At 70.9% G+C, this 24,955-nt stretch carries 23 protein-coding genes; 7 read left to right on the top strand and 16 right to left on the bottom strand.

The genetic code is table 11. The features are described 5' to 3' along the window. The first annotated feature begins 28 nt into the window (after window positions 1–28). The 4 genes from ACZ573_RS12355 (at window position 29) to ACZ573_RS12340 (ending at window position 4,536) form a co-directional block, all read left to right on the top strand. A complete protein-coding gene (locus tag ACZ573_RS12355) occupies window positions 29–715 on the top strand; it encodes a hypothetical protein (RefSeq protein WP_471302605.1) in 687 nt (228 codons plus the stop codon). Between the two features lie 48 nt (window positions 716–763). Continuing rightward, window positions 764–1,558, top strand: coding sequence for a DsbA family protein (locus tag ACZ573_RS12350; RefSeq protein WP_471302603.1), 795 nt, complete (start codon window positions 764–766; stop codon window positions 1,556–1,558). A gap of 130 nt (window positions 1,559–1,688) precedes the next feature. After that, entirely contained in the window at window positions 1,689–3,350 is a 1,662-nt protein-coding gene (locus ACZ573_RS12345) for an alkaline phosphatase D family protein (protein ID WP_471302600.1), read from the top strand. A gap of 232 nt (window positions 3,351–3,582) precedes the next feature. Beyond that, window positions 3,583–4,536: a zinc metalloprotease gene (locus ACZ573_RS12340; RefSeq protein WP_471302686.1), complete on the top strand. Its 954-nt coding sequence runs from the start codon at window positions 3,583–3,585 to the stop codon at window positions 4,534–4,536. Window positions 4,537–4,608: 72 nt separating this feature from the next. On the opposite strand, the gene ACZ573_RS12335 is transcribed toward ACZ573_RS12340, so the two are convergent. Beyond that, window positions 4,609–5,178 carry a dienelactone hydrolase family protein gene (locus ACZ573_RS12335; protein WP_382548399.1) on the bottom strand — a complete coding sequence of 190 codons (570 nt, stop codon included), beginning with the start codon at window positions 5,176–5,178 and terminating at the stop codon, window positions 4,609–4,611. Between the two features lie 71 nt (window positions 5,179–5,249). On the opposite strand from ACZ573_RS12335, the gene ACZ573_RS12330 reads away from it, so the two are divergent. Next, window positions 5,250–6,287, top strand: a complete 1,038-nt coding sequence (locus ACZ573_RS12330; RefSeq protein WP_471302684.1) for a mechanosensitive ion channel family protein — start codon at window positions 5,250–5,252, stop codon at window positions 6,285–6,287. Here ACZ573_RS12330 and ACZ573_RS12325 read toward each other — a convergent pair. Then, window positions 6,284–6,874, bottom strand: a complete 591-nt coding sequence (locus ACZ573_RS12325; RefSeq protein WP_471302597.1) for a TetR/AcrR family transcriptional regulator — start codon at window positions 6,872–6,874, stop codon at window positions 6,284–6,286. The genes ACZ573_RS12330 and ACZ573_RS12325 overlap by 4 nt on opposite strands. Window positions 6,875–6,940: 66 nt before the next feature. Between ACZ573_RS12325 and ACZ573_RS12320 the strand changes: the two genes are divergently transcribed. Further along, window positions 6,941–7,459 carry an SRPBCC family protein gene (locus ACZ573_RS12320; RefSeq protein ID WP_471302595.1) on the top strand — a complete coding sequence of 173 codons (519 nt, stop codon included), beginning with the start codon at window positions 6,941–6,943 and terminating at the stop codon, window positions 7,457–7,459. A gap of 4 nt (window positions 7,460–7,463) precedes the next feature. Here the strand turns inward: ACZ573_RS12320 and ACZ573_RS12315 are convergent, their stop codons facing one another. From ACZ573_RS12315 to ACZ573_RS12295, 5 genes are all read right to left on the bottom strand, one after another. Then, the gene (locus tag ACZ573_RS12315) at window positions 7,464–9,056 is read right to left on the bottom strand and encodes a Na+/H+ antiporter (RefSeq protein WP_471302592.1); all 1,593 of its coding nucleotides are present in this window, start codon (window positions 9,054–9,056) and stop codon (window positions 7,464–7,466) included. A gap of 186 nt (window positions 9,057–9,242) precedes the next feature. Further along, window positions 9,243–9,713, bottom strand: a complete 471-nt coding sequence (locus ACZ573_RS12310) for a GNAT family N-acetyltransferase (RefSeq protein WP_471302590.1) — start codon at window positions 9,711–9,713, stop codon at window positions 9,243–9,245. Further along, window positions 9,710–10,651, bottom strand: a complete 942-nt coding sequence (locus tag ACZ573_RS12305; protein ID WP_301371694.1) for an RluA family pseudouridine synthase — start codon at window positions 10,649–10,651, stop codon at window positions 9,710–9,712. Before ACZ573_RS12305 ends, ACZ573_RS12310 begins: the two co-directional genes overlap by 4 nt. A gap of 41 nt (window positions 10,652–10,692) precedes the next feature. Continuing rightward, window positions 10,693–11,253, bottom strand: coding sequence for a signal peptidase II (gene lspA, locus ACZ573_RS12300; RefSeq protein WP_150257061.1), 561 nt, complete (start codon window positions 11,251–11,253; stop codon window positions 10,693–10,695). 107 nt (window positions 11,254–11,360) lie between these two features. Continuing rightward, window positions 11,361–12,110, bottom strand: coding sequence for a TraR/DksA family transcriptional regulator (locus ACZ573_RS12295; RefSeq protein ID WP_471302587.1), 750 nt, complete (start codon window positions 12,108–12,110; stop codon window positions 11,361–11,363). Window positions 12,111–12,721: 611 nt separating this feature from the next. Here ACZ573_RS12295 and ileS point away from each other — a divergent pair. After that, complete coding sequence (ileS, locus tag ACZ573_RS12290) at window positions 12,722–15,868, top strand: isoleucine--tRNA ligase (RefSeq protein WP_471302584.1); 3,147 nt, start codon at window positions 12,722–12,724, stop codon at window positions 15,866–15,868. A gap of 308 nt (window positions 15,869–16,176) precedes the next feature. Here the strand turns inward: ileS and ACZ573_RS12285 are convergent, their stop codons facing one another. From ACZ573_RS12285 to ftsW, 9 genes are all read right to left on the bottom strand, one after another. Further along, window positions 16,177–17,394 (bottom strand): DivIVA domain-containing protein, encoded by a 1,218-nt coding sequence (locus ACZ573_RS12285; protein WP_471302582.1) that lies wholly within the window; start codon window positions 17,392–17,394, stop codon window positions 16,177–16,179. An 82-nt stretch (window positions 17,395–17,476) separates the two neighbouring features. Next, on the bottom strand, window positions 17,477–17,773 hold the full coding sequence (locus ACZ573_RS12280; RefSeq protein WP_030012625.1) for a YggT family protein: 297 nt from the start codon (window positions 17,771–17,773) through the stop codon (window positions 17,477–17,479). Window positions 17,774–17,833: 60 nt separating this feature from the next. After that, window positions 17,834–18,451, bottom strand: coding sequence for a cell division protein SepF (locus ACZ573_RS12275; protein WP_327735036.1), 618 nt, complete (start codon window positions 18,449–18,451; stop codon window positions 17,834–17,836). A 149-nt stretch (window positions 18,452–18,600) separates the two neighbouring features. Beyond that, window positions 18,601–19,320: a YggS family pyridoxal phosphate-dependent enzyme gene (locus tag ACZ573_RS12270; protein WP_471302577.1), complete on the bottom strand. Its 720-nt coding sequence runs from the start codon at window positions 19,318–19,320 to the stop codon at window positions 18,601–18,603. Continuing rightward, window positions 19,307–20,074 carry a peptidoglycan editing factor PgeF gene (pgeF, locus tag ACZ573_RS12265; protein WP_471302574.1) on the bottom strand — a complete coding sequence of 256 codons (768 nt, stop codon included), beginning with the start codon at window positions 20,072–20,074 and terminating at the stop codon, window positions 19,307–19,309. The genes ACZ573_RS12270 and pgeF overlap by 14 nt, the downstream gene beginning before the upstream one ends. A gap of 17 nt (window positions 20,075–20,091) precedes the next feature. Then, complete coding sequence (gene ftsZ, locus ACZ573_RS12260) at window positions 20,092–21,297, bottom strand: cell division protein FtsZ (RefSeq protein WP_471302571.1); 1,206 nt, start codon at window positions 21,295–21,297, stop codon at window positions 20,092–20,094. Window positions 21,298–21,576: 279 nt separating this feature from the next. Continuing rightward, window positions 21,577–22,458, bottom strand: coding sequence for a cell division protein FtsQ/DivIB (locus tag ACZ573_RS12255; protein ID WP_471302568.1), 882 nt, complete (start codon window positions 22,456–22,458; stop codon window positions 21,577–21,579). Window positions 22,459–22,489: 31 nt separating this feature from the next. Then, window positions 22,490–23,584, bottom strand: a complete 1,095-nt coding sequence (gene murG, locus ACZ573_RS12250; protein ID WP_471302565.1) for an undecaprenyldiphospho-muramoylpentapeptide beta-N-acetylglucosaminyltransferase — start codon at window positions 23,582–23,584, stop codon at window positions 22,490–22,492. Between the two features lie 6 nt (window positions 23,585–23,590). Continuing rightward, window positions 23,591–24,952, bottom strand: coding sequence for a putative lipid II flippase FtsW (gene ftsW, locus ACZ573_RS12245; protein ID WP_471302563.1), 1,362 nt, complete (start codon window positions 24,950–24,952; stop codon window positions 23,591–23,593). Window positions 24,953–24,955 lie beyond the last annotated feature (3 nt).

Here is a 24,955-nt window from a genome sequence, read left to right as displayed (position 1 = left end):
CACAGGAACGCATGGCACACTCGCGAGGATGGACATTTCCGGGACGGGACCCAGGGGGCTGCGGGCCGCGCTGTTCAGCGCGCTCGTCGTACTGCTCTCCTCGGGCTCGCACGTCCTGATGTCCCGGGTCCCGCTGCCGCCCACGCTGGTGGCCGGGGCCTTCGCGGGTGTGTTCGCGATCGCCTATGCGCTCGCGGGCCGCGAACGGGGCTTCGGCCCCATCGCCGGGCTGCTCGTACCGCTGGAGCTGGCCGCCGACACCGTCTTCACCACCGGCCAGCACCTGTGCTACGGCCCGGCCGGCGGGCCCGTCGCGGGCCCGCTGCGCGCCATGGGCCTGGACGCCCTGTGCGGCGGCACCCCGGTGGGCGGGCCGCTGACCGAGGTGACCGGACCGGCCGACGCGGCCGCGCTGCTGTCCTCGCCGGGGCCGTACACGCCCTGGCTGCTGCTCGGCGCCCATGTCTCGGTCGGACTGCTGGCCGCCGCCTGGCTGCGCCACGGCGAGCGGGCCCTGGGCCGGCTGCTGCGGGCGGTGGCCGCCTTCGCGTTCCGGCCGCTGCTGCTGGCCGTGTCCTCGGCCGCGGCAGCCTGCCGGCCGGTGCGGGCGCTGCCGCGGTCGGTCCGCTCGGCCGCCGGGGCCACCACCCGCTTCCCGGCACACTCCGTGGGACGGCGGGGACCCCCCGTGCTCGGCGCGCTCGCCCGCGCCTGACGCACGTACGGCAGTCCCTTCCACACGTCACACCCCACGGAGATCATGATGAGTTCACGCAACAGCCAGGCGAACAAGGCAGCGGCCCGCGAGCGTCTGCGCGCCGAGCGCGAGGCCCAGGCCAAGAAGGACAAGATCCGCCGCCAGGTGATCGTGGCGGGCGGGGTCGTGCTCGCGCTCGCCGTGATCGGCGGCATCGGCTACGGGGTCATGCAGGCCAACCAGCCCGGCCAGTGGGAGAAGGCCGCCACGGCCGAGCTGGTCAAGCCGAAGAACACCGAAGGCGCGGACGGCACCACGGTCGTCATCGGCAAGCCCGACGCGAAGAAGACCCTGGAGCTGTACGAGGACTCGCGCTGCCCGGCCTGTGCCGCCTTCGAGCAGGCGGCCGGCGAGCAGGTCAAGAAGGACGTGGACGCGGGCAAGTACAAGCTCCAGTACATCGGCGCCACCTTCATCGACAACGCCGCCAAGGGCGAGGGCTCGAAGAACGCGCTGAGCGCCCTGGGCGCGGCGCTGAACGTCAGCCCGCAGGCCTTCCTCGACTACAAGGGCGCGCTCTACTCCAAGGCCCTGCACCCCGAGGAGACCGACGACAGCTTCGCCAAGGACGACTACCTGCTGAAGGTCGCGGACACGGTTCCGGCGCTCAAGGGCAACGCCGAGTTCAAGAAGGCCGTCGAGGACGGTACGTACGACCGGTGGGCGCTGGAGATGTCGAAGGCTTTCGACAAGTCCGGGGTGAAGGGCACGCCGACCCTGAAGATGGACGGCAAGAAGATCGACACTCCGCAGACGGCGGAGCAGTTCACTGCGGCGATCGACAAGGCGCTGCAGGGCTGATCCCGGGGCGATCCGGAAATCACCGTCCGGACCTACCGCTTCGAAGGGCGGGCGAACTCCCAGAGTTCGCCCGTCCTTTGCATTCCCGCACCTGGCCCGGCGGGTGTACCCGTCGGTAATGTGATCATCCGTGACCAGTCAACTCACCTTCTCCCAGTCAGCGGCAACTCCCCGCCGCCGTACGGTCGTTCTGGCCGCTGCGGCCACGGCCGCACTGGCCCCCCTCACCTCCCTGGGCGCCTCGGCCGCCCACGCGGCGGGCACCGCGCCCGCCTTCCTCCACGGCGTCGCCTCGGGCGATCCACTGCCCGACGGGGTCCTGCTGTGGACCCGCGTCACCCCGACCCCCGAGGCCGTGCCCGGCTCCGGGCTCGGCCCGGCCACCCAGGTGGGCTGGGAAGTGGCGTCCGACAAGGGCTTCTCCCGCGTCGTCGGCTCCGGCAGCGTCACCGCGAGCGCCGCCGCCGACCACACGGTCAAGGTGGACGTACGCGGGCTGCAGCCGCAGACGCCCTACTGGTACCGGTTCACCGCCGACGGCGTCGTCTCCCCCGTCGGGCGCACCCTGACCACCCCGGCCCACGAGGCGACGACCGAGGGGGTCCGCTTCGGCGTGGTCTCCTGCGCCAACTGGGAGTCCGGCTACTTCTCCGCCTACCGCCACCTGGCGGCCCGCACGGATCTGCACGCGATCCTGCACCTGGGTGACTACATCTACGAGTACCAGTCCGGGGGCTACCCGGAGGCGAAGTACGTCGTACGCCCGCACGAGCCGAAGCACGAGATCGTCTCGCTCGCCGACTACCGCACGCGCCACGGCACGTACAAGACGGACGCCGACCTCCAGGCCCTGCACCATGCCCACCCGGTCATCGCCATCTGGGACGACCACGAGTTCGCCAACGACAGCTGGGCCGGCGGCGCCGAGAACCACACGCCGGGCGCCGAGGGCGAGTGGGCGGCCCGCGCGGCCGCCGCCAAGCAGGCGTACTTCGAGTGGATGCCCGTACGCGCCTCCATAGCGGGCACCGTCTACCGCCGGCTGCGTTTCGGCACCCTCGCCGACCTGCACCTGCTGGACCTGCGCTCCTTCCGCTCGCAGCAGACCAAGGTCGGCAGCGGCTCGGTGGACGACCCGGAGCGCACGATCACCGGGCGCGCCCAGCTGGACTGGCTCAAGTCGGGCCTGGCGGGCTCGGAGGCGACCTGGAAGCTGGTGGGCACCTCGGTGATGATCTCGCCGGTGGCCTTCGCCTCCCTGCCCGCGCACCTGCTGAAGCCGCTGACCAAGCTGCTGGGCCTGCCCGAGGGCGGCCTCGCGATCAACGTGGACCAGTGGGACGGGTACACGGACGACCGCAAGGAACTGCTGGGCCATCTGAAGGACCGGGGCGTCAGGAACACCGTGTTCCTGACCGGTGACATCCACATGGCCTGGGCGAACGAGGTCCCGATGAACATGGCCACGTACCCGGGCTCGGGCACGGCGGCGACCGAGTTCGTGGTCACGTCGGTGACCTCCGACAACCTCGACGACATGCTGCACGTCCTGCCGGACACCCTCTCGCTGGTCGCCGAGTCGGCCATCAAGGCCGCCAACTGGCACGTGAAGTGGCTCGACATGGACGCGCACGGCTACGGCGTGCTGGACGTGACGGCGGAGCGCTCGCAGATGGACTACTACGTGGTGTCCGACAAGCGACAGCCGGGCGCGACCTCCGCGTGGAGCCGGTCGTACCGGACGCTGAACGGGACCCAGAAGGTGGATCGGGTGTACCAGCCCGTCCGCTGATCGTCCGTCGATTTTCCTGCCACATGGGGCGCCTGGGACATACCAGGCGCCCCATGTGCATCAGAAGCAACAAATCTTTTACGTAAGCCACTTGACCTGAATATGTCATGCACACATAAGCTTCGCGCCAGCTGAAGAAGATCCTTCAGGCCACCACCCCCCACCACCCCCCACGCGAGGAGCACACGTGCGCGCAGTTGCCCGCATATCCCCCCTTCTCCGCCGCCGCCTGATGGGCACGGCGGTTCTGGCCGGAACCCTGGCCTTCACCCCGCTCGCGGCCCCCACCACGCTTGCGGCCTCCAAGTCCCCCGCCGAGGTCTGCGCCGACCAGCCCGCCGCCTCCGGTGCCGCGAACGCCCGCGTCGCCCGCGCCCACGACGAGCACGCGGACGAGCCCAACGCGATCAGCGACGCGCAGGCGAAGGCCATGGACGCCGACCTCAAGTCGAAGCTGGACAAGGCCCTCAAGAACCAGCCGCAGCGCAGCCTGGCGGCCGCCGAGGCCGTCGTGAACATCCCCGTGTACTTCCACGTCGTGCACTCCGGCACCACCGGGAAGCTCACGGCCACGGACGTCAGCAAGCAGCTCACGGTCCTCAACGCGGCCTACGGCGGCCAGGGCACCGGCAACGTCAACACGAACTTCCAGTTCACCCTGGCGGCCACCGACTACACGGACAACGCCACCTGGTACAACCTGGCTTCCGGCTCCCAGGCCGAGAAGGACATGAAGAACACCCTGCGCAAGGGCGGCCCGGGCGCGCTCAACTTCTACACCGCCAACCTCTCCGGCGGCCTGCTCGGCTGGGCGACCTTCCCGACGTCCTACGCCTCCAGCCCCAAGATGGACGGCGTGGTCGTGCTCGACAGCTCGCTGCCGGGCGGCTCCGCGGCCAACTACAACGAGGGTGACACCGCCACCCACGAGGTCGGCCACTGGCTGGGGCTCTACCACACCTTCCAGGGCGGCTGCAGCGGCAACGGCGACTACGTCTCCGACACCCCGGCCGAGAAGAGCGCCGCGTACGAGTGCCCGACCGGGCGCGACAGCTGCGCGAGCAAGCCGGGCGTGGACCCGATCCGCAACTTCATGGACTACACGTACGACTCCTGCATGTACCAGTTCACCGCCGGCCAGGTCGCTCGCATGTCGAGCAGCTGGACCGCGTACCGCGCGGGCTGACCTCCCCGCGACGAGGGGCCCGGTCCGGCATCCGCCGGGCCGGGCCCCTCCGCTTTCGTGCCTGCAGGCTGCCTACAGGCTGTCGAGGAAGCCGATGGCGACCTTCCACAGCTGCTCGGCGGCCTCGGCGTCGTAGTCGTCCAGCTCCGGGTCGGTGAACAGGTGCCCGGCGCCCGGGTAGCTGTGGACCTCCACGTCGGCCCCCGCGCGCTGCATCCGCAGGTACCAGGCCGTCAGCCAGTCGTGCGGCTCGAACGGATCCGGGTCCGCGATGTGCAGCTGCACGGGCAGCTCGTCCACCGAGGCGCCGTCCTCCAGGTCCGCCGTCCCGTGCAGGAGCAGCAGCCCGCGCGCCTTCTCGTCGGCCATCGCCAGGTGCTGGGCGACCGAACCGCCGAAGGAGAAGCCCGCGTAGACCAGTCCCTGGTCCGAGTAGGGGGCGGAGGCCAGCACCGCGCGCTTCAGCAGTTCGTCACGGCCGATCTCGTCCCGGTGGGCCATGCCCTCCTCGACGGTCCCGAAGGTGCGTCCCTCGAAGAGATCCGGCACCTGGACCTGGTGCCCGGCCGCGCGCAGCCGGTCGGCCGCCGCGTGCACCGCGGGCCGCAGCCCGTACGTCGAATGGAAAAGCATGATGTTCATGCCTCCATCGTGCCAGCCGCCGCGGAGGAGGGGCCCGTGGACCGCTTCCCACTACGTTCGCACCTATGGAAATGGAGAACGTCCTGCGTCCCGTCACGGTCATCGGCGGCGCACTGGTCGCCACCCTGATCGCGGGCCGGCTGCTGGACCTGCTGCTGCGCCGGGCCGACGCCCGGCACACCGAGACCCCCCTGTGGGGCCTGCTGCGCCACTGCCGGCTGCCCTTCCAGGTCGTCCTCTGCACCTCGCTGCTCAGAGCCTCCTACCGGCGGGCCGGAATCCTGCCCGACCACGACTTCGGCGTCGGCCGGTTCCTCACCCTGGTCCTGATCGCCTCCGCGGCCTGGCTCGCGGTACGCATCGCGACGGCCGTGGTCGACTCGACGTACGCGCGCTACGCGGCGGCGACCGAGGACGAGGCCCGGGTACGCCGGGTACGCACCCAGGTCACCCTGATCCAGCGGGTGGTCACGGCGGTGGTGGTCGTGGTCGCCGCGGCGGCGATACTGCTGACCTTCCCCCCGATGCGGACGCTCGGCGCCTCGCTGCTGGCCTCCGCGGGCGTCCTCGGCATCGTGGCGGGCATCGCCGCCCAGGCCTCGCTGAGCAACCTCTTCGCCGGCCTCCAGATCGCCCTCGGCGACACCGTCCGCATCGGCGACACGGTGGTGGTCGACAAGGAGTGGGGCCGGGTCGAGGAGATCACCCTGACCTTCCTGACGGTCCGCACCTGGGACGAGCGGCGCATCACGATGCCTGTGTCCTATTTCACGAGCAAGCCGTACGAGAACTGGTCGCGCGGCGGCGCGCAGATGACCGGCACCGTCTTCTGGCACCTGGACCACGGCGCGCCGATCGGCCTGATGCGGGAGCGGCTCCAGCTGATCCTGGCGGAGATCCCCGAGTGGGACGGCCGCGGCGGCGGGCTGGCCGTGACGGACACCACACCGCACACGGTCCAGGTCCGCGCGGTGGTCACGGCGAAGGACGCGGACGACCTCTGGACGCTGCGCTGCGCGGTCCGCGAGCGCCTGATCACCTGGCTGGTGGCCGAGCACCCGTACGCCCTCCCCCGCATCGCCACGGCCCCGGCCGCTGAGGCCCCTTAGGGAGCGGCAGGCAGGAGCGCGGCCGCGCATTCCTCGGCGAGGTCCTCGGCGTGCGGCGGCAGCGGGCCGCCGGCGCGCAGGTGGCGGCGGACCACCGACAGCGGAAGGTCGATCAGGGCCAGGGTGACGCGGTCCCGGTCCTGCGGCCCGGTCGCGCCGAGCGCGGCGGCGAGGGTCCCGATGGCGGCGTACACCCGCTGATTGCCGGAATCGGCCCGGCCGGTGTGCTCCTCGGACCAGTCTGCGCGGCCGAACTCCCACGGGCCGTAGAGCAGGAGGGTGGCCTCCTCGGGGTGGGCGCGGCTCCACCCCACGACGTGCCGGGCGGCCGCGCGCGCCGCCCTGCGCGGGTCGGTGTCGCTGTGCAGGCTGGCGAAGTAGCCCTCCTGGAAACGCTCGACGCTGCGCAGCCACACCTCGGCGAGCAGAGCGCTGCGCCCGGCGAAGCGGTGGTACATGGAGCCGCTGGGCGCGCCGATCGCCTGGGCGACGGCGGACATGGTCACGCCGCCCGGCCCGGCGGAGGCGGCCAGCCGGACGGCGGCGTCGAGCATCTGGTCGGTGTCGAAGCGGGGTGGTCTCGCCATGAATCAGAGAGTACCCTCCAGATTATTAGAGACCTCTCTCTAATAATCTGGAGGGGAGGACCGTCCATGGGCGTCCACAACGTGCACGAGCGCGTGATCGCGGCGAAGGAGAGCGAGGTCGGCGCACTGATCGACACGCTGTCCGGCGGGGAGGACGACCGGCTGTGGCCCCGCCGCCTGTGGGAGGAGATGGAGTTCGACCGGCCCCTCGGGGTCGGAGCGGCCGGCGGACACGGACCGGTGCGCTACACGGTGGCCGCCTACGTGCCGGGGACCTGGGTGCGGTTCACCTTCACCGGACCCCGGGGCTTCCACGGATTCCACGAGTTCGCCGCGCTGCCCCTCGACGGCGGACGCACCGTGCTGCGGCACACCCTCGCCATGAACCTCGGCGGCATCAGCCGCATCACCTGGCCGCTGGCCATCCGCGCGATGCACGACGCACTCCTGGAGGACAGCCTGGACCTCGCCGAACTGGCCTGCACGGGCACGATCGCCCGCCCGGCCCGCTGGTCCCCGTACGTCCGCTTCCTGCGCGGCCTGGAACGCCTCGTGACCCGGCCGGCCGAGGCGCGGACCGCGTAGGGGCCTATGGGGTCCGCAGGCTCCGTACGTCCAAGTGCCGCAGCACCCGGTCCACGATCTCCGGGTCGGAGCCGGGTTCGCTGCGGGCGGCCAGGACCTCGTGGCGGGCGGCCGACATCATCTCCCGCTGGATCCGCTGGACGTGATGGAGCCGCTCCACGCGCTTCGCGTACGCCTCGCGCCGTTCCTCGTCCACCATGTCGGGGCTGATCCTGGCTCCCACGTCGTACGCGCGCCGGTACAGCTGCTCGACCAGGTCCTCCGGGAGATCCTCCACCTCCTCGATCTCCCTCAGCCGCCGCTTCGCGGCCTTGGCCGCGCGGATCGCCAGCTGCCGCTCCGCGTCCCGCTCGGCGTCCGTGTCGGCCTCCACCCCCAGCCGCCGTACGAGCCACGGCAGGGTCAGCCCCTGGCACACCAGGGTCGTCATGATCACCGCGAACGCGATGAAGATGATCTGGTCCCGCCCGGGAAAGGGCTCGCCGGCGTCCGTCCGCAGCGGAATGGCCAGCGCCAGGGCCACCGACGCCACCCCGCGCATCCCGGCCCACCACATCACCACGCTCTCCCGCCAGCTCAGCGGGATCTCCTCGTCGTAGTCGCGCCGCTGGTGCAGCTTCTTCGCGAGCCAGCCGGCCGGCAGCAGCCACACCAGCCGTACGCCGACCACGACCGCGACCACGATCGCCGCCCACCCGGCCATCTCCCACACCCGGTCCTCGGCCGTGCCGAACACGTGGTGCAGCTCCAGCCCGATCAGCCCGAAGGCCACGCCGGTGACCAGCATGTCGACGACCTCCCAGAAGGTGTGCCCGGCGAGGCGCCCCAGCACGTCGTCGGCGTCGCTCGCGTACTCGGCGAGGAACAGGGCCGTCGTCAGCACGGCCAGCACCCCCGACCCCTGGAGTTCCTCGGCCACCACGTACGCGACGAACGGCACCAGCAGCGTCAGCCCGATCTGCAGGGTGGCGTCGCCGAGCCGCCCCATGAGCCGGTTGGCGATCCAGCCGAGCGCGAGCCCGACGGCCACGGCCACCACCGCGGAGAGCACGAATTCCCCGAGCGCGTCGGGCCAGGAGAAACTGCCGCTCACGACGGCGGCGACGGCCACGTGGTACAGCACGATCGCCGTCACGTCGTTGAAGAGCCCCTCGCCCTCCAGGATCGACACCATGCGGCGTGGCAGCCCGAGCGATCCGGCGACGGCGGTGGCGGCCACCGGGTCGGGCGGGGCGACGAGCGCGCCAAGGGCGAGGGCGGCGGCGATCGGCAGCCCGGGCACGACGGCGTTGGCGACGGCGGCGACGGCACCGGTGGTGACGAACACCAGGGCCACGGCCAGCAGCAGGATGGGCCGGACGTTGGCGGCGAACTGCCGCCAGGACGTGCGCTGCACGGAGGCGTACAGCAGCGGCGGCAGCACCAGCGGCAGGATGAACTCGGGCGGGATCTCGACGTTCGGCACGGCCGGGACCAGTGCCAGGATCACCCCGCCGATGGTCATCAGGACGGGCGCGGGCAGTTTGAGCCGGTCCCCCAGCGGCACCGTGACCACGGCCCCGAGCAGAAGCACGAACAGCAGAGCTAGCTGATCCACTCCCCCACCCTGCCAGTCCGCTGCGCTTGGCGGTGCGGGTCGGGGGCCGTGTCGGGGCTCCGCCCCGAACCCCCTACGGCGCTCCGCGCCCGCGCCTCAAACGCCGGCGGGGCTGAATCCTCGCCGGCGATTGAGGCGCGGGGGGCCGGGGGCAGCGCCCCCGGCAGCCGCGCCGCAGCGTTCCGGCTACGGCAGGGGACGCCGCATCGCGCGGTGGGGGATGCCCGCGTCCTGGAATTCCGGGCCGTAGGCCACGTACCCGAGCCGCTCGTAGAAGCCCAGCGCATGCGTCTGCGCGCCCAGGTCCACCGCCGACAGGCCCCGACGGACCGCCTCCGCCTCGATCGCGCGGACCAGCGCCACACCCACGCCCAGCCCGCGCGCGGACTTGGCGACGGCCAGCCGGCCCAGCGAGCCGACGCCCTCCGCGCCGCCGGTCTTCGCCAGCGCCGCGTCCCCGTGGAGCAGCCGGCCCGTGCCCAGCGGCACCCCGTCCGCGCCCACGGCCAGGACGTGCACCGCGTCCGCGTCGTACGCGTCGTACTCGATCGACTCCGGCACCGACTGCTCGACCACGAAGACCTCGGACCGCACCGCGAAGCAGGACTTCAGGTCCTCCTCCGAGGCGGCGACCCGCACCTCGACCGGCGAGGTCACTCGGACTCCGCCCGGATCACGTCCAGCGCGTGCTGCAGGTCCGCCGGGTAGGTGCTCTCGAACTCGACCCACTGCCCGTCCGACGGGTGCTCGAAGCCGAGGCGCACCGCGTGCAGCCACTGCCGGGTCAGGCCGAGCCGCTTGGCGACGGTCGGGTCGGCGCCGTAGGTCAGGTCGCCGACGCAGGGGTGCCGGTGCGCGGACATGTGCACGCGGATCTGGTGCGTACGCCCGGTCTCCAGCTTGATGTCGAGCAGCGAGGCGGCACGGAAGGCCTCGATCAGGTCGTAGTGGGTGACGGACGCCTTGCCGTCCTGGATCACAGCCCACTTGTAGTCCGCGCTGGGGTGGCGGCCGATCGGCGCGTCGATCGTGCCGCTCATCGGGTCCGGGTGGCCCTGCACCAGCGCGTGGTAGCGCTTGTCCACGATCCGCTCGCGGAACTGGTTCTTGAGCGAGGTGTAGGCGCGCTCCGACTTCGCGACGGCCATCAGGCCGGACGTGCCGACGTCGAGGCGGTGCACGATGCCCTGGCGCTCGGACGCACCGGAGGTGGAGATGCGGTAGCCGGCCGCGGCGAGGCCACCGATGACGGTGGTGCCGGTCCAGCCGGGGCTCGGGTGGGCGGCGACGCCGACCGGCTTCATGATGACGACGATGTCGTCGTCATCGTGGATGATCTCCATGCCGGGGACGGGCTCGGCGACGACCTCGACCGGCCGGGCCGGCTCGGGCATCTCGACTTCGAGCCAGGCGCCACCGTGCACACGCTCGGACTTCCCGACGACACTGCCGTCGACCGACACCTTTCCCGCGGCCGCGAGATCGGCCGCCTTCGTCCGGGAGAAACCGAACATACGGGCGATGGCGGCGTCGACGCGCTCGCCCTCGAGGCCATCGGGAACGGGCAGGGTGCGGATCTCGGGAATCGTACTCACCCGTCGAGTATGCAGGACGGGGCGGACGGGCCGTCCCGCGATCAGTCCTTGTGGACGGTCCCGTCCGGGTCCAGACCCTTGAAGGACAGCAGGACGATCAGGATGCCGCCGCACACGATCGCCGAGTCCGCGAGGTTGAAGACGGCGAAATGGGCGGGCGCGATGAAGTCGACGACGGCGCCCCGGAACACGCCCGGCGAGCGGAAGATCCGGTCGGTCAGGTTGCCGAGCGCGCCGCCCAGCAGCAGGCCGAGCGCGATCGCCCACGGCAGGCTGTAGAGCTTGCGGGCCAGCCGCACGATCACCACGATCACCGAGGCCGCGATGCAGGTGAAGATGATGGTGAAGGCCTCGCCGAAGCCGAAGGCGGCGCCCGGGTTGCGGACCGCCTCGAACTTCAGCAGGTCACCGATGATCTCGATCGGCGGCTGGTGCTCCAGCTTCGCCACGACCAGCATCTTGCTGCCGAGGTCGAGCAGGTAGGCGAGCACCGCCACGACGAGCAGAGCCGCGATCCGACGGCGCCCCTTGGGCCCGGCGGACTCCGGCTGGGTGTCGTCTCCGACCTCGGGCGTACCGATGATGCGCTCCGCCTCTGCCACGTGAGTCCCTCGAACTAGCTCGAACCAGGCTCCTCCTGGACCCTGACGGAACACGAGGGTACGTCAGGGCCCCCGCGCGCCGCCCGCCCCACCTCTCCCCGGCCCGTCTAGTGCCGCCGTTCCTGCTTCTGCTTGCAGTCCACGCACAGCGTGGCCCGTGGGAAGGCCTGCATCCTGGCCTTGCCGATGGGCTGCCCGCAGTTCTCGCAGAGGCCGTACGTGCCCGCCTCCAGCCGTTCCAGGGCCCGCTCGGTCTGCTCCAGCATCGAGGTGGCGTTCGCCGCGAGGGCCAGCTCGGACTCGCGGGTGATGTTCTTGGTGCCCGTGTCGGCCTGGTCGTCGCCCGCGCCGTCCCCGGAGTCCCGCATCAGGCCGGAGATCGCCGCCTCCGAGGCATCGAGCTCGGCCCGCAGCCGCAGCACCTCCGACAGGAGCTCCGTACGGGCGTCCTCGACCTCCTTGGGGGTCCAGGGGTCCTCCCCGGGCCGTACGGCGAGCTCGCCGGGAGCCAGGGCCGCCGTGGCCCGTGCCTTGGGGAGCCCGCTGGTGGCGGCCGCGGCCGTCTTCCTCGCCGTACCCGCGCTCTTCTTGGCAACCACTTTCCGGACTCCCGTCTTCTTCGCGGCATGTGCCGCCCCCTCGGCCGCGGCCTTCTTGGCCGTGGCCGTCCGCTTCACGACGGCGGTCGTCTTCTTGACGGCGGTCGCCTTCCCGTCCGGAGCGAGCGCGCCGACGGCGGTCTTCCGGGCAGCGGTCGCCTTCTTGGCGGGGGCCGCGTCCTCTGAGACCGCCGCCTTCCCGGCGGCCTTCCCGACAGCCTTCTTGGCAGTACTCCCGGCGGTCTTCTTCGCCACCATGGCCGCGGCCCCTTCACATACTGTGATCTTTGCTCGCGAATCGTGCCGGAACGATAAATCGACACCGGCCCCGCGGCAACGGGGCACGCATCCATCGAGGTCAACCTGCATCCGTTGTGCCCATCAGGAGCCCCGGTAATCCGCCACTCCCGCCCCACCCGAGCCGGAAGCGGCAGCGCGGGCCCATTCGGGTCACGCCAGGGTCGCGCCGGGGGCGCGCCGGGGTCACGCGCGGGCCCTCCCCGCGGCCTCGCCACGCCGGGCCGGCAGCCCCCGCACGGGCCCCCGTAAACCGGTCTGCCGCGCACCCCCCGGGCCCGTACACTGGGCCCAGCGAAAGGCATGGACGGGGACGAGTAGCGTCGTACGCAGCCAGGAGCGACCCGGGGACGGTGAGAGCCCGGGGGCGAGCGCGATGTGAAGGATCACCCCTGAGCCGCCGGAAGAAAGCCCGCACGGGATCCCCGTACGGCGAGTAGAACCGGCTTCGCACCCCAATGAGGGGGCCACCGGATCCGTCCGGCGGCCAAGGAGGGTGGTACCGCGGGAGCAGCAGTGCTCTCGTCCCTCCGGACGGAAGTGACACCCCGCCGGAGGAAGAGTTCAGCCTCATGACCACACCGCCGCAGTACCGCCCGGTACCCGCCCAGGTCGACCTGCCTGCTCTCGAGCACGCCGTCCTCGACTTCTGGCGCGAGAGCAAGACCTTCGCCAAGACCCTGGAGCAGTCCGAGGGCCGCCCCGAGTGGGTCTTCTACGAGGGGCCGCCCACCGCGAACGGCATGCCCGGCGCGCACCACATCGAGGCCCGCGTCTTCAAGGACGTCTTCCCCCGGTTCCGCACCATGCGCGGCTACCACGTGGCCCGCAAGGCCGGCTGGGACTGCCACGGCCTGCCCGTCGAGCTCGCCGTCGAGAAGGAACTGGGCTTCAACGGCAAGCAGGACATCGAGGCGTACGGCATCGCCGAGTTCAACGCCAAGTGCCGCGAGTCCGTGACCCGCCATACCGACGCCTTCACCGAGCTCACGACCCGGATGGGCTACTGGGTCGACCTGGACGACGCGTACCGGACCATGGACCCCGAATACGTGGAGTCCGTGTGGTGGTCGCTGAAGGAGATCTTCAACAAGGGCCTGCTCACCCAGGACCACCGCGTGGCCCCCTGGTGCCCGCGCTGCGGCACCGGCCTCTCGGACCACGAGCTGGCCCAGGGCTACGAGACGGTCATCGACCCCTCCGTCTACGTCCGCTTCCCGCTCACCTCCGGCCCGCTGGCCGGCGAGGCCGCGCTGCTGGTGTGGACGACGACCCCGTGGACCCTGGTGTCCAACACGGCCGTGGCCGCGCACCCCGAGGTCACCTACGTCGTCGCCACGAACGGCGAGGAGAAGCTGGTCGTCGCCCAGCCTCTGCTGGAGAAGTCCCTGGGCGAGGGCTGGGAGGCCACCGGTCAGACCTTCACGGGCAAGGAGATGGAGCGCTGGACGTACCAGCGCCCCTTCGACCTGGTCGAATTCCCGGCCCCGGCCCACTACGTCGTGAACGCCGAGTACGTCACGACCGAGGACGGCACCGGTCTGGTCCACCAGTCCCCCGCCTTCGGCGCCGACGACCTCGCGGTCTGCCGCGCGTACGGCCTGCCCGTCGTGAACCCGGTCCGCCCCGACGGCACCTTCGAGGAGGAGGTCCCGCTGGTCGGCGGCGTCTTCTTCAAGAAGGCCGACGAGAAGCTGACCGCCGACCTCGACGCGCGCGGCCTGCTCTTCAAGCACATCGCCTACGAGCACAGCTATCCGCACTGCTGGCGCTGCCACACGGCCCTGCTCTACTACGCGCAGCCGTCCTGGTACATCCGCACCACCGCCGTCAAGGACGCGATGCTGCGGGAGAACGAGAAGACGAACTGGTTCCCGGACTCGGTCAAGCAGGGCCGCTTCGGCGACTGGCTGAACAACAACATCGACTGGGCGCTCTCCCGCAACCGGTACTGGGGCACCCCGCTGCCGATCTGGCGCTGTGAGGAGAACCACCTCACCTGCATCGGCTCCCGCGCCGAGCTGTCGGAGCTGTCCGGCCGGGACCACTCGGACCTGGACCCGCACCGCCCGTACATCGACGACGTCACCTTCACCTGCACGGCCGAGGGCTGCTCGCTCGAGGCGGTCCGCGTGCCGGAGGTCATCGACGCCTGGTACGACTCGGGCTCGATGCCGTTCGCACAGTGGGGCTACCCGTACAAGAACAAGGAGATCTTCGAGAAGCGCTACCCGGCGCAGTTCATCTCGGAGGCCATCGACCAGACCCGCGGCTGGTTCTACACGCTGATGGCGGTCGGCACCCTCGTCTTCGACAAGTCCTCGTACGAGAACGTGGTCTGCCTCGGCCACATCCTCGCCGAGGACGGCCGCAAGATGTCCAAGCACCTGGGCAACATCCTCCAGCCGATCCCGCTCATGGACCAGCACGGCGCGGACGCGGTGCGCTGGTTCATGGCGGCCGGCGGCTCCCCCTGGGCGGCCCGGCGCGTGGGCCACGGCACGATCCAGGAGGTCGTGCGCAAGACCCTCCTCACGTACTGGAACACGGTCGCCTTCCAGGCCCTGTACGCCCGTACGTCGAACTGGGCCCCCTCCGCCTCCGACCCGGCCCCGGCCGACCGCACGGTCCTCGACCGGTGGCTGCTCTCGGAGCTCCACACGCTCGTCGCCGAGGTCACCGAGGCGATGGAGTCGTACGACACCCAGCGCGCCGGCAAGCTGCTGTCGGCCTTCGTGGACGACCTGTCCAACTGGTACGTCCGCCGCTCGCGCCGCCGCTTCTGGCAGGGCGACGCGGCCGCGCTGCGGACCCTCCACGACGTGGTCGAGACGGTGACGCGCCTGCTCGCCCCGCTGACCCCGTTCATCACGGAGCGGGTCTGGCAGGACATGGTCGTCCCGGTCACCCCGGACGCCCCGGAGTCGGTGCACCTGTCGTCGTGGCCGGTGGCGGACCGGGCGGCGATCGATCCGGCCCTGTCCCAGCAGATGCAGCTGGTCCGCCGCCTGGTGGAGCTGGGCCGGGCGACGCGCGCCGAGTCGGGCGTCAAGACCCGCCAGCCGCTGTCCCGGGCCCTGGTCGGCGCGGTCGGCTTCGACGCGCTCTCCCCCGAGCTCCAGTCGCAGATCACGGAGGAGCTGAACGTCTCCTCCCTGGCCTCCCTGTCGGAGGTCGGCGGCTCCCTGGTGGACACGACGGCGAAGGCCAACTTCCGGGCGCTGGGCAAGCGCTTCGGCAAGGGCGTCCAGGACGTCGCGAAGGCGGTGGCCGCGGCCGACGCGGCGGCGCTGTCCCTGGCCCTGCGGACCGGCTCTGCGGTGATCTCGCTGAACGGCGAGGAGATCTCCCTCTCGCCGGAGGAGGTCATCATCACCGAGACCCCGCGCGAGGGCTGGTCGGTGGCGTCCGACTCGGGCGCGACGGTCGCCCTGGACCTGGAGATCACCCCGGAGCTGCGGCTGGCGGGCCTGGCCCGTGACGCGATCCGCCTGATCCAGGAGGCCCGGAAGAACTCCGGCCTCGATGTGGCGGACCGCATCGCGCTCCGCTGGTCCTCGGCGGACCCGGAGGTCGTGACGGCCCTGACGGACCACGCGGCCCTGATCGCGGACGAGGTCCTCGCCACGGACTTCGCGTCCGGCGACGCCGATGCCGCCTACGGTGACCCGTTCACGGACGAGGCCCTCGGCCTGACGTTCCGCCTCCGCAAGGCGTAACCCGCGGCCCGAGCGGCCCGTGCCCCCGTCTCCGGGGGTGCGGGCCGCTTTCTTTTCCCCCACCCCGCCCCTTCCCGAAACCGGGCTCCGCCCGGACCCGGTCCTCAAACGCCGGACTGGCTGGAAAATCCAGCCCCGCCGGGCTTTCGCGTTTCAGCCCCGCCGGCGTTTGAGGCGCGGGGGCTCGGGGGCAGCGCCCCCGCACCGGCGTCGCAGGGGGTACGCGAACGGGCCGGGCCCGGTGCCCCCGAAGGGGAACCGGGCCCGGCCCGTAGAGCGCGGCTGCCGACCGCAGACGGCGGCGGCGCCTAGTTGTCGTCCTCGTCGATCAGGAAGCCCCGCATCGGCGACGGCGCCTGCATCGGCTGCGGCGCAGCCGGCCGGACCGGAGCCATCGGCTGGGTCATCGCCGGGGACATCTGCTGCTGGTTGCCACCGTAGGACGGGGCACCCATCGGGGAGGGACCGCCCATGGGTGACGGGCCACCCATCGAGGGACCGCCCATGGAGTGGCCCATCGCACCGGCCGGAGCCATCGAGGGCGACGGCGACGGCGGCAGCGCGGGACCGGCCGGGTTCCGCGGCGGGGCCAGGCTGTCGTCCGCCTGGGTCTCCAGCTGGCGCAGCTGCGACTCCAGGTAGGACTTCAGACGCGTACGGTACTCACGCTCGAAGCCCCGAAGGTCCTCGACCTTGCGCTCCAGCGTGGCGCGGGCGGACTCCAGGGAGCCCATGGCGACGCGGTGCTTCTCCTGCGCGTCCCGCTCCAGCGCGTCGGCCTTGGCGCGGGCGTCCCGCTCCAGGCCCTCGGCGCGCGACCGGGCCTCGCCGACGATCTTGTTGGCCTCGGAGCGGGCCTCCGCGATCGCCTGGTCGGCGGTCTGCTGCGCCAGCGACAGGACACGGGCGGCGCTGTCGCCACCGGGGCCCTGCTGCGGCTGCTGCATCTGCTGCATGGGCTGACCCATGGGCTGCATCTGCTGCCCCATCGGCTGCATCTGCTGGCCCATGGGCTGCATCTGCTGGCCGAGCGGGTTCTGGCCGCCCATCGACTGCTGCTGCATGCCCTGGGGGCCGCCCATGGACTGCTGCTGCATGCCCTGGGGTCCACCCATGGGGTGCTGCTGCATGGGACCGCCCATGGGGCCGCCCATCGGGCCGGGGCCCTGCTGGCCCTGGCCGCCGGGGCCCGGCGGAAGCTGCGGCTGGCCGCCCGGGAGCTGCGGCGGGCCCATCTGCGGCTGCTGCTGCTGCGGCGGGCCGGATATGGCCGCGGGCACGGGGGCGCCGGGGCCGCGCTGGTCCTGGGGTTCGGGCTTGCGCATGCCCTGCTGCTGCTGGCTCTGCGCGGCGGCACGCGTGGCGGCGGCCAGCTTGGCGCGCAGGTCCTCGTTCTCGCGCAGCAGGCGCGTCAGTTCGGACTCGACCTCGTCGAGGAAGGCGTCGACCTCGTCCTCGTCATAGCCTTCTCGGAGGCGGACGGTCGTGAACTGCTTGTTCCGCACGTCCTCGGGAGTCAGCGGCATGTCTTCTTCACCTCTACGTAGTCGTCGGCAGTCGGCAAGACCGTATCGGGACTGTCCCCGCGCCCGCGGGGAAGCACATCGTTCACAAGCCGCTCGCAGCGGTGCGCACGAAACTGATGAGGATGTAAACGATGATCATCAGAACGAAGAAGGACAGGTCGAGTGCCACGCCCCCGAGACGCAACGGCGGAATGACCCGCCGAAGAAGCTTGAGCGGTGGATCGGTGACGCTGTAGGTGGCCTCCAGTACGACCACCATCGCCTTGCCGGGTGTCCAGGAACGTGCGAACTGGAACACGTAGTCCATGACCAGGCGGAAGATCAGCACGACGAGGAAGCACCCCAAGGCGAAGTAGATCACTTGCAGTGCGACACCCATTCCGTGCTTCCCTCTCCCCTGCTCCCGCTGTGTTCCCGGCCCCGTGTCTGACGGATCGGTCTAGCTTTGGTTGAAGAACCCGCCCTCCGCGATGCGGGCCTTGTCCTCCGCCGTGACATCGACGTTAGCAGGCGACAGCAGGAACACCTTCTGTGTCACGCGTTCAATGCTGCCGTGCAGACCGAAGACGAGTCCGGCGGCGAAGTCCACGAGACGCTTCGCGTCCGTGTCGTCCATCTCCGTGAGATTCATGATCACCGGAGTGCCCTCACGGAAGTGTTCCCCGATGGTACGGGCCTCGTTGTAGGTCCGGGGGTGCAGCGTCGTGATGCGGTACGGCTCCCGCTCGGAGACGACCTTGGGCATGATCACGGGGGCGTTCTTCTCCAGGTTCGTACGATCAGGTGTGATGGATGCCACGGGGGCGATTCGCGCAGGACGTCCGCTTTCCACCGGAATTGGGATAGGTTCGCGCTGCGCCGGAGGCTGTGGGGCTCGTACCGGTTCATCCGATACGGGCGATTGGTGCACGGGCTGCTGTCGGCGATCCCGCTCCCGAGCCCGCTCCATCTCCGGCTCGGGCTCGAACTCGTCGTCGGGGTCGTACCCCGGGTTGTCGTACCGGTCGTCCTCCACGAGGCCGAGGTAGACCGCCATCTTGCGCATCGCGCCGGCCATTCTCCGAGTCCTCCGCTCTGTGGTGGATCGCCCTGTCGCAGGTGCCGCCGTGTCACGAATGTCACCAACTGCCCGCGATCCACTAGGTCTGCCCGCCCATCAGCGGGAATGACCATATTTTCTGCTGTGGTCCGACTTTCTTCGCGACGTTACCCGAGCCGGGGTCTCGCGCCGAGTACCGCAGTGCCGACGCGTACATGTGTCGCACCGGCCGCCACGGCCTGTTCCAGGTCTGCGCTCATCCCGGCCGACACCATCGTGGCAGCCGGATGGTCCACGCGCATGCGGGATGACAATTCCACCAGCCGCTCGAAGGCGGCCTGTTCGCGTCCCGCGTAGGGGCCGGTCAGCGGAGCGACCGTCATCAGGCCGTCGATGCGCAGTCCCGGAGCCCCGGCGACGAGGTCCGCCAGCTCCGCGAGCTGCTCCGGCGCCGCGCCGCCGCGGGTCCCGCGCTCCCCCGACTCCGCGTCGAGGGCGATCTGAACGAGGCACCCGAGCTCCCGGCCGGCGTTCACCGCGGCCGCCGAGAGGGCGGTCACGAGTTTCGGCCGGTCGACCGACTGCACGACTTGCGCGTATCCCGCCACGGAACGGACTTTGTTCGTCTGCAACTGACCGACGAAGTGCCAGCTGAGCGGCAGATCCGCGCAGGCCGCAGCCTTGGGGGCGGCATCCTGGTCACGATTTTCCGCAACATGACGGACGCCCAGGTCCGCCAGCAGTCGTACGTCGCTCGCGGGATAGGTCTTGGTGACCACGATGAGCGTCACCTCTTCCCGTCCCCGTCCCGCCGCCGCGCAGGCGGACGAGATACGTTCCTCCACCCGCGCCAGGTTCTCGGCGAGCTCCGACTTACGATCCGTCATTCTTCTTTTCCCCCGGCGGTCCGGGGGTCGTCCCCCGGGAAAGCTCCGTCAACCAGACATATCCGGCCAGGCGTCCGGTCACCCGGTCGCGGCGGTACGAGAAGTGGTCCCGCGACTCCAGTGTGCAGACCGGCGAACGGCCGCTGTTCACCACCCCCGCCTCGGCGAGCTGGGCGTGCACCCCGGCGACCACGTCGACGGCCGGTGTCCCCCAGCTCGTCTCGGCCCGTGCGGCGGGCACCACCTGGGCCACCGCCTCCCGCATCTCGGCGGGCACCTCGTAACAGTGCCCGCAGACCGCGGGTCCCGTACGGGCGACGATCCGCCCGGGATCGGCCCCGAGGCCGACCATCGCCTCGACGGCGGCGGGCACCACCCCGGCGACCAGTCCCGGCCGCCCGGCGTGGGCGGCCCCCACGACCCCGGCGACGGGGTCCGCCAGCAGGACCGGCGTGCAGTCGGCGGTGAGCACCGCGAGCGCGAGTCCCCGACGGGCGGTCACCACCGCGTCCACCGCCGGGACCTCGGCATCCGCGCCCCAGGGCCCGTCCACCACGGCCACGTCCCGGCCGTGCACCTGGTTCATCCAGACCACCCGGTCCGGCGCCAGGCCCAGGGACTCCGCCGCCCGTGCCCGGTTCGCGAGAACGGCGGCAGGGTCGTCTCCGACCGCGCCGCCGAGATTGAGCTCCTCGTACGGAACGGCGCTCACTCCGCCCCACCGGTCGGTGAAGGCGAAGTGGGCGCCGCCCACGTGATGCTGCTCCGGTGTCACTTCAAGAAGTCCGGAACATCCAGCTCTTCGGCCGGGCTGTCCTGGTACGGCCGGGCCGTGGGGACCTGCGGCGCGGGGGCCTGGACCTCGACCGGGGCCGGCTCGACCGGAGCCGGGGGCTCGTCGCGCGGGGTGACCGAGCCGAGTCCGCCGAAGGCCGGGCGGGCCGGCTCGGCGGCACGGACCGGAGCCGGGGCCGGCTCCTCGCGCTTGGTGGACGCGGCGCCGATGACGTTGTCCCGGCGGGCCGGGGGCTGTCCGCCGTCGAACCCGGCCGCGATGACGGTGACCCGTACCTCGTCGCCGAGCGCGTCGTCGATGACGGCGCCGAAGATGATGTTCGCCTCGGGGTGCGCGGCTTCGCTGACCAGCTGCGCGGCCTCGTTGATCTCGAAGAGACCGAGGTCCGAGCCACCGGAGATGGAGAGCAGCACGCCACGGGCGCCGTCGATGGACGCCTCCAGGAGCGGCGAGGAGATCGCCATCTCCGCGGCGGCCACGGCGCGGTCGTCGCCGCGGGCCGAGCCGATGCCCATCAGGGCCGAGCCGGCCTCGGACATCACGGACTTGACGTCGGCGAAGTCGAGGTTGATCAGACCCGGGGTCGTGATGAGGTCGGTGATGCCCTGGACGCCCGAGAGCAGGACCTGGTCGGCCGACTTGAAGGCGTCGAGCACGCTGACCTGGCGGTCCGAGATGGACAGCAGTCGGTCGTTGGGGATGACGATGAGGGTGTCGACCTCTTCGCGGAGCTCGGCGATGCCGTCCTCCGCCTGGTTCGCGCGGCGCCGGCCCTCGAAGGTGAACGGCCGGGTGACCACACCGATCGTCAGGGCGCCCAGCGAGCGCGCGATGTTGGCGACGACAGGTGCGCCGCCCGTGCCGGTGCCGCCGCCCTCACCGGCGGTGACGAAGACCATGTCGGCCCCCTTGAGGACCTCCTCGATCTCCTCGCGGTGGTCCTCTGCCGCCTTGCGACCGACGGCCGGGTTGGCGCCGGCGCCGAGGCCACGGGTGAGTTCACGGCCGACGTCGAGCTTGACGTCGGCGTCGCTCATCAACAGCGCCTGGGCGTCCGTGTTGATGGCGATGAACTCGACGCCCTTGAGACCGACCTCGATCATTCGGTTGATGGCATTGACACCACCGCCGCCGACACCGATGACCTTGATGACTGCGAGGTAGTTCTGCGGTGCTGCCACGTCGAAGGCCTCTCGCCTCGAGTTACGTGTCGCCGCCTCGCGGGCCTGCGTTGCGACGACTGATGCCGAAATAGGGACGGTCCGAACGCGCCGACCCGAACCCTCACCCTGAAGTTTAGGGTTAGGGGTGTGCCTGTTCCTCGGACTCTTCCGAACAGGACACTAAGTCGACAAGTAGCGCGTGTTCAACGAACACGCCGAACCTCCCGTTTTTCTTTTCACCCTATGTGATCACCCGTATCGCTGGCCAACCAGGGTGCGCCGCTGTTGGACCGGACGTCAACTCCCGGACGCAGCAGGGGCGGTGGGGACGCTCACGTCGAAGTGAACGGCCTTGGGGGCGGCTTTCAACAAAGCGTTCAATGCGCGTCCCTTCGCGTCGCTCTGTTCACCGCTCCCCCACGTCACGGACCGGCCGCCGGTGAGCTCCAGTACGACCGAATCGTAGGAACCCACCTTGACCTGCACCGTTTCCTTGGCGATCGGCTCCGGGAGGGCGCCCGCGACGAGTACGGCCTCGTGCAGCAGCCGCTCCTCGTCGAAGCGCCGGGCGCTCGGCGATCGACCGGCGTTCAATTCGAGGACCGGAACGCCCGCGGGTGCTTTCGGAACCGTGTCGAATCGCACACCCGATGCGTCCACTTCCACGAAGTTGGCGTCCTTTTTGATGAGCAGGACGGGTTTGCGTTCCGTCACTTTCAGACCGATGCCGCGAGGCCAGGCCCGCACCACGTCGACCGAATCGATGCGGGGCAGCCGGCCGCGGACCCGGGCCTCGATCTCGTCGGTGTCGACGCTCACCAGGGGCGCGCCGGCCGGGACCGCCGCGGCGCCGAGGACCTGCTCGGAGGTGAGCACGTCCATGCCGGTGGCGGCGACCTTCTCCACGCGGAGCCAGGAGGAGCCGTAGAGCACCCAGGTGCCGCCCGCGGCGAGGAGCACCGCGGCGGCCAGCGAGGCCAGCACGGGGCCCCGGCGCAGGCGTGCGCCGGGACCCCTGGGGCCGGGCCTCTGCGCCGATTTCGGGGCCTTGGGGGGCTTGGGAGCCTTGGAGCCCTTGGGAGCCTTCGGCGGCTTGGGAGCGCCGGCGCCCTTGCGGGCGTCCGGGTCGGACCGATCAGAAAACGGTGTTCCGCGCCGCGCGGTCGTCCCTCCGGCCACTCCTGTGCCTCCTGCGTCTGCGGTACCCGCCTCAGCGGGACCTGTGGGCCGCGATCGCCTCGTAGACCATGCCGACCAGGAGCTCGTCGGCGTCCCGGCGGCCGAACTCACCGGCGGCGCGGGACATCTCGTACAGGCGGTGCGGGTCGGACAGCACCGGGAGGATCTGGCTCAGCACCCAGTCGGGCGTCAGTTCCGCGTCGTCCACGAGCAGGCCGCCGCCGGCCTTGACCACCGGCTGGGCGTTGAGCCGCTGTTCACCGTTGCCGATCGGCAACGGGACGTAGGCGGCCGGAAGCCCGACGGCGGAGAGTTCGGCGACGGTCATCGCACCCGCGCGGCACAGCATCATGTCGGCGGCGGCGTACGCGAGATCCATCCGGTCCACGTACGGTACCGGCACATACGGCGGCATCCCGGGCATGTTGTCGACACGCGGCAGTTCGTTCTTCGGCCCGACGGCGTGCAGGATCTGGATCCCGGAGCGCTGGAGGGTCGGCGCGACCTGCTGGATCGTCTCGTTGAGGCGGCGGGCTCCCTGCGAGCCGCCGGAGACCAGCAGCGTGGGCAGGTTGGGGTCCAGGCCGAAGGCGGCACGCGCCTCCGGGCGGACCGCGGCCCGGTCGAGGGTGGAGATGGAGCGGCGCAGCGGGATGCCCACGTAGCGGGCCCCGCGCAGCTTGCTGTCGGGGGTGGAGACCGCGACGGCGTGCGCGTACCGGGAGCCGATCTTATTGGCCAGTCCGGGCCGGGCGTTGGCCTCGTGGACGATGATCGGCACCCCGAGGCGCTTGGCCGCGAGGTAGCCGGGCAGGGCCACGTAGCCGCCGAAGCCGACGACGCAGTCGGCCTTGGTGCGGATGAGGATGTCCTCCGCGGCCTTGATGGTGCCGCGCAGCCGTCCGGGGACGGTGATCAGTTCCGGGGTCGGCTTGCGGGGCAGCGGAACGGCGGGGATCAGGCCCAGCTCGTAGCCGCGTTCCGGCACCAGGCGGGTTTCCAGTCCGCGTTCCGTACCGAGGGCGGTGATGCCCACTGAAGGGTCCTGCCTGCGCAGGGCGTCCGCGAGGGCGAGCGCCGGCTCGATGTGGCCGGCGGTCCCCCCACCGGCGAGTACGACATGCACCGAAATTCACCGCTCTCCGGACGGACGCTTCTTGACGCGCCGTCTCATCGACTTCCATCTCACCCCGGTCCGCCACCAGCCGGTCTTCGGCTGTCGCATCGCGAGGGCCGCGCGCGCCGCCGGCTCCTCACGCGCGAAGGCGATGAGCAGTCCGACCGCGAACATGGTCGGCAGCAGGGCTGACCCTCCGTAGGAGAACAGCGGGAGCGGGACTCCGGCGATCGGCAGCAGGCCGAGCACCGCACCGATGTTGATCACGGCCTGGGCCGTGATCCAGGTGGTCACGCCTCCCGCGGCAAACCGTACGAAGGAATCCTCCGTGCGTCCGGCCACGCGGATACCCGCATAGCCTAGAGCCGCGAACAGGGCGAGAACCGACAGCGTCCCCGCCAGACCCAGTTCCTCCCCGGTGATGGCGAAGATGAAGTCGGTGTGGGCTTCGGGCAGTTGCCCCCATTTTTCCACACTTGCACCCAGGCCGGAACCGAACCATCCGCCCGAGGCGAGGGCGTAGATCCCGTGAACGGCCTGCCAGCAAAGGTCGTTCTTGCCCGGTTCTGTCGCACCGATACATTCCAGCCGGTCCATCCGGTGCGGGCTGGTCTTGATGAGCAGTGCGACGATCGCACCCGCGAAGGCGAGCACCCCGACGAACATCCGGGTCGGGGCTCCGGCCAACCAGAGCAGACCGAACAGGATGGCGCCGAGGATCATCGCGGTGCCCATGTCCCCGCCCAGCATGATCAGCCCGAGCAGCAGGAAGGCCACCGGGACCAGCGGCACCAGCAGGTGCTTCCACTGGCTCAGCAGCCCCTTGTCGCCCTTGCGTGCCAGCAGGTCGGCGCCCCACAGGATCAGTGCCAGCTTGCCGAACTCACTGGGCTGCAGCATGAACGGACCGCCAAGGGAGATCCAATTCTGGTTGCCGTTGATCGAGACGCCTATCCCCGGGATCTGCACCAGGACCATCAGGAAGAGCGTGCCGGCGAGCACCGGATACGAGAGCGCCCGGTGCAGTTTGACCGGCATCCGGGAAGCGACCAGCAGGAGTGCGCCACCGATGAGGGCGGCCAGGAACTGCTTCTTGAAGAAGTACGCGTCGCCGAGGCCGAGCTGGAGGGCCTTGATCATCGAGGCGGAGTACACCATCACCAGACCGAGCACGGTGATGAGCAGGGAGCTGCCGAAAATCAGGTAATAGGCGGTGAGCGGGCGGTCCCAGGCCTTCTGCAACTGCCGCTGCGTACGCCGCAGACCGGTCAGCGGCCCGCGCCCGGCGGGCCGCTTCGAACGCACCGCAGGGCGTTTGCGGCCCTGCGCCTTCACGGCGGACGGCCGCCGCCCCGGCAGCATCTGCTTGGCCGGCATCTG

This window comes from Streptomyces sp. NPDC040545, assembly GCF_055595065.1.
Note: the sequence above shows the minus strand (reverse complement) of the source record. Positions and strands in the feature narration are given on the sequence as shown.

Coding starts and splice junctions, on each gene's coding strand:
- ACZ573_RS12295 (WP_471302587.1), bottom strand. CDS start 12,110: ATGGTGGCGAAGAAGACCGCCGGGAGTACTGCCAAGAAGGCTGTCGGG.
- ACZ573_RS12330 (WP_471302684.1), top strand. CDS start 5,250: ATGGAGAACGTCCTGCGTCCCGTCACGGTCATCGGCGGCGCACTGGTC.
- ACZ573_RS12355 (WP_471302605.1), top strand. CDS start 29: ATGGACATTTCCGGGACGGGACCCAGGGGGCTGCGGGCCGCGCTGTTC.
- ACZ573_RS12280 (WP_030012625.1), bottom strand. CDS start 17,773: ATGGGTGTCGCACTGCAAGTGATCTACTTCGCCTTGGGGTGCTTCCTC.
- ACZ573_RS12270 (WP_471302577.1), bottom strand. CDS start 19,320: ATGACGGATCGTAAGTCGGAGCTCGCCGAGAACCTGGCGCGGGTGGAG.
- ACZ573_RS12335 (WP_382548399.1), bottom strand. CDS start 5,178: ATGAACATCATGCTTTTCCATTCGACGTACGGGCTGCGGCCCGCGGTG.
- ACZ573_RS12350 (WP_471302603.1), top strand. CDS start 764: ATGAGTTCACGCAACAGCCAGGCGAACAAGGCAGCGGCCCGCGAGCGT.
- ftsW (WP_471302563.1), bottom strand. CDS start 24,952: ATGCCGGCCAAGCAGATGCTGCCGGGGCGGCGGCCGTCCGCCGTGAAG.
- ACZ573_RS12285 (WP_471302582.1), bottom strand. CDS start 17,394: ATGCCGCTGACTCCCGAGGACGTGCGGAACAAGCAGTTCACGACCGTC.
- ACZ573_RS12340 (WP_471302686.1), top strand. CDS start 3,583: ATGGGCACGGCGGTTCTGGCCGGAACCCTGGCCTTCACCCCGCTCGCG.
- ACZ573_RS12320 (WP_471302595.1), top strand. CDS start 6,941: ATGGGCGTCCACAACGTGCACGAGCGCGTGATCGCGGCGAAGGAGAGC.
- ileS (WP_471302584.1), top strand. CDS start 12,722: ATGACCACACCGCCGCAGTACCGCCCGGTACCCGCCCAGGTCGACCTG.
- ACZ573_RS12275 (WP_327735036.1), bottom strand. CDS start 18,451: ATGGCCGGCGCGATGCGCAAGATGGCGGTCTACCTCGGCCTCGTGGAG.
- ACZ573_RS12325 (WP_471302597.1), bottom strand. CDS start 6,874: ATGGCGAGACCACCCCGCTTCGACACCGACCAGATGCTCGACGCCGCC.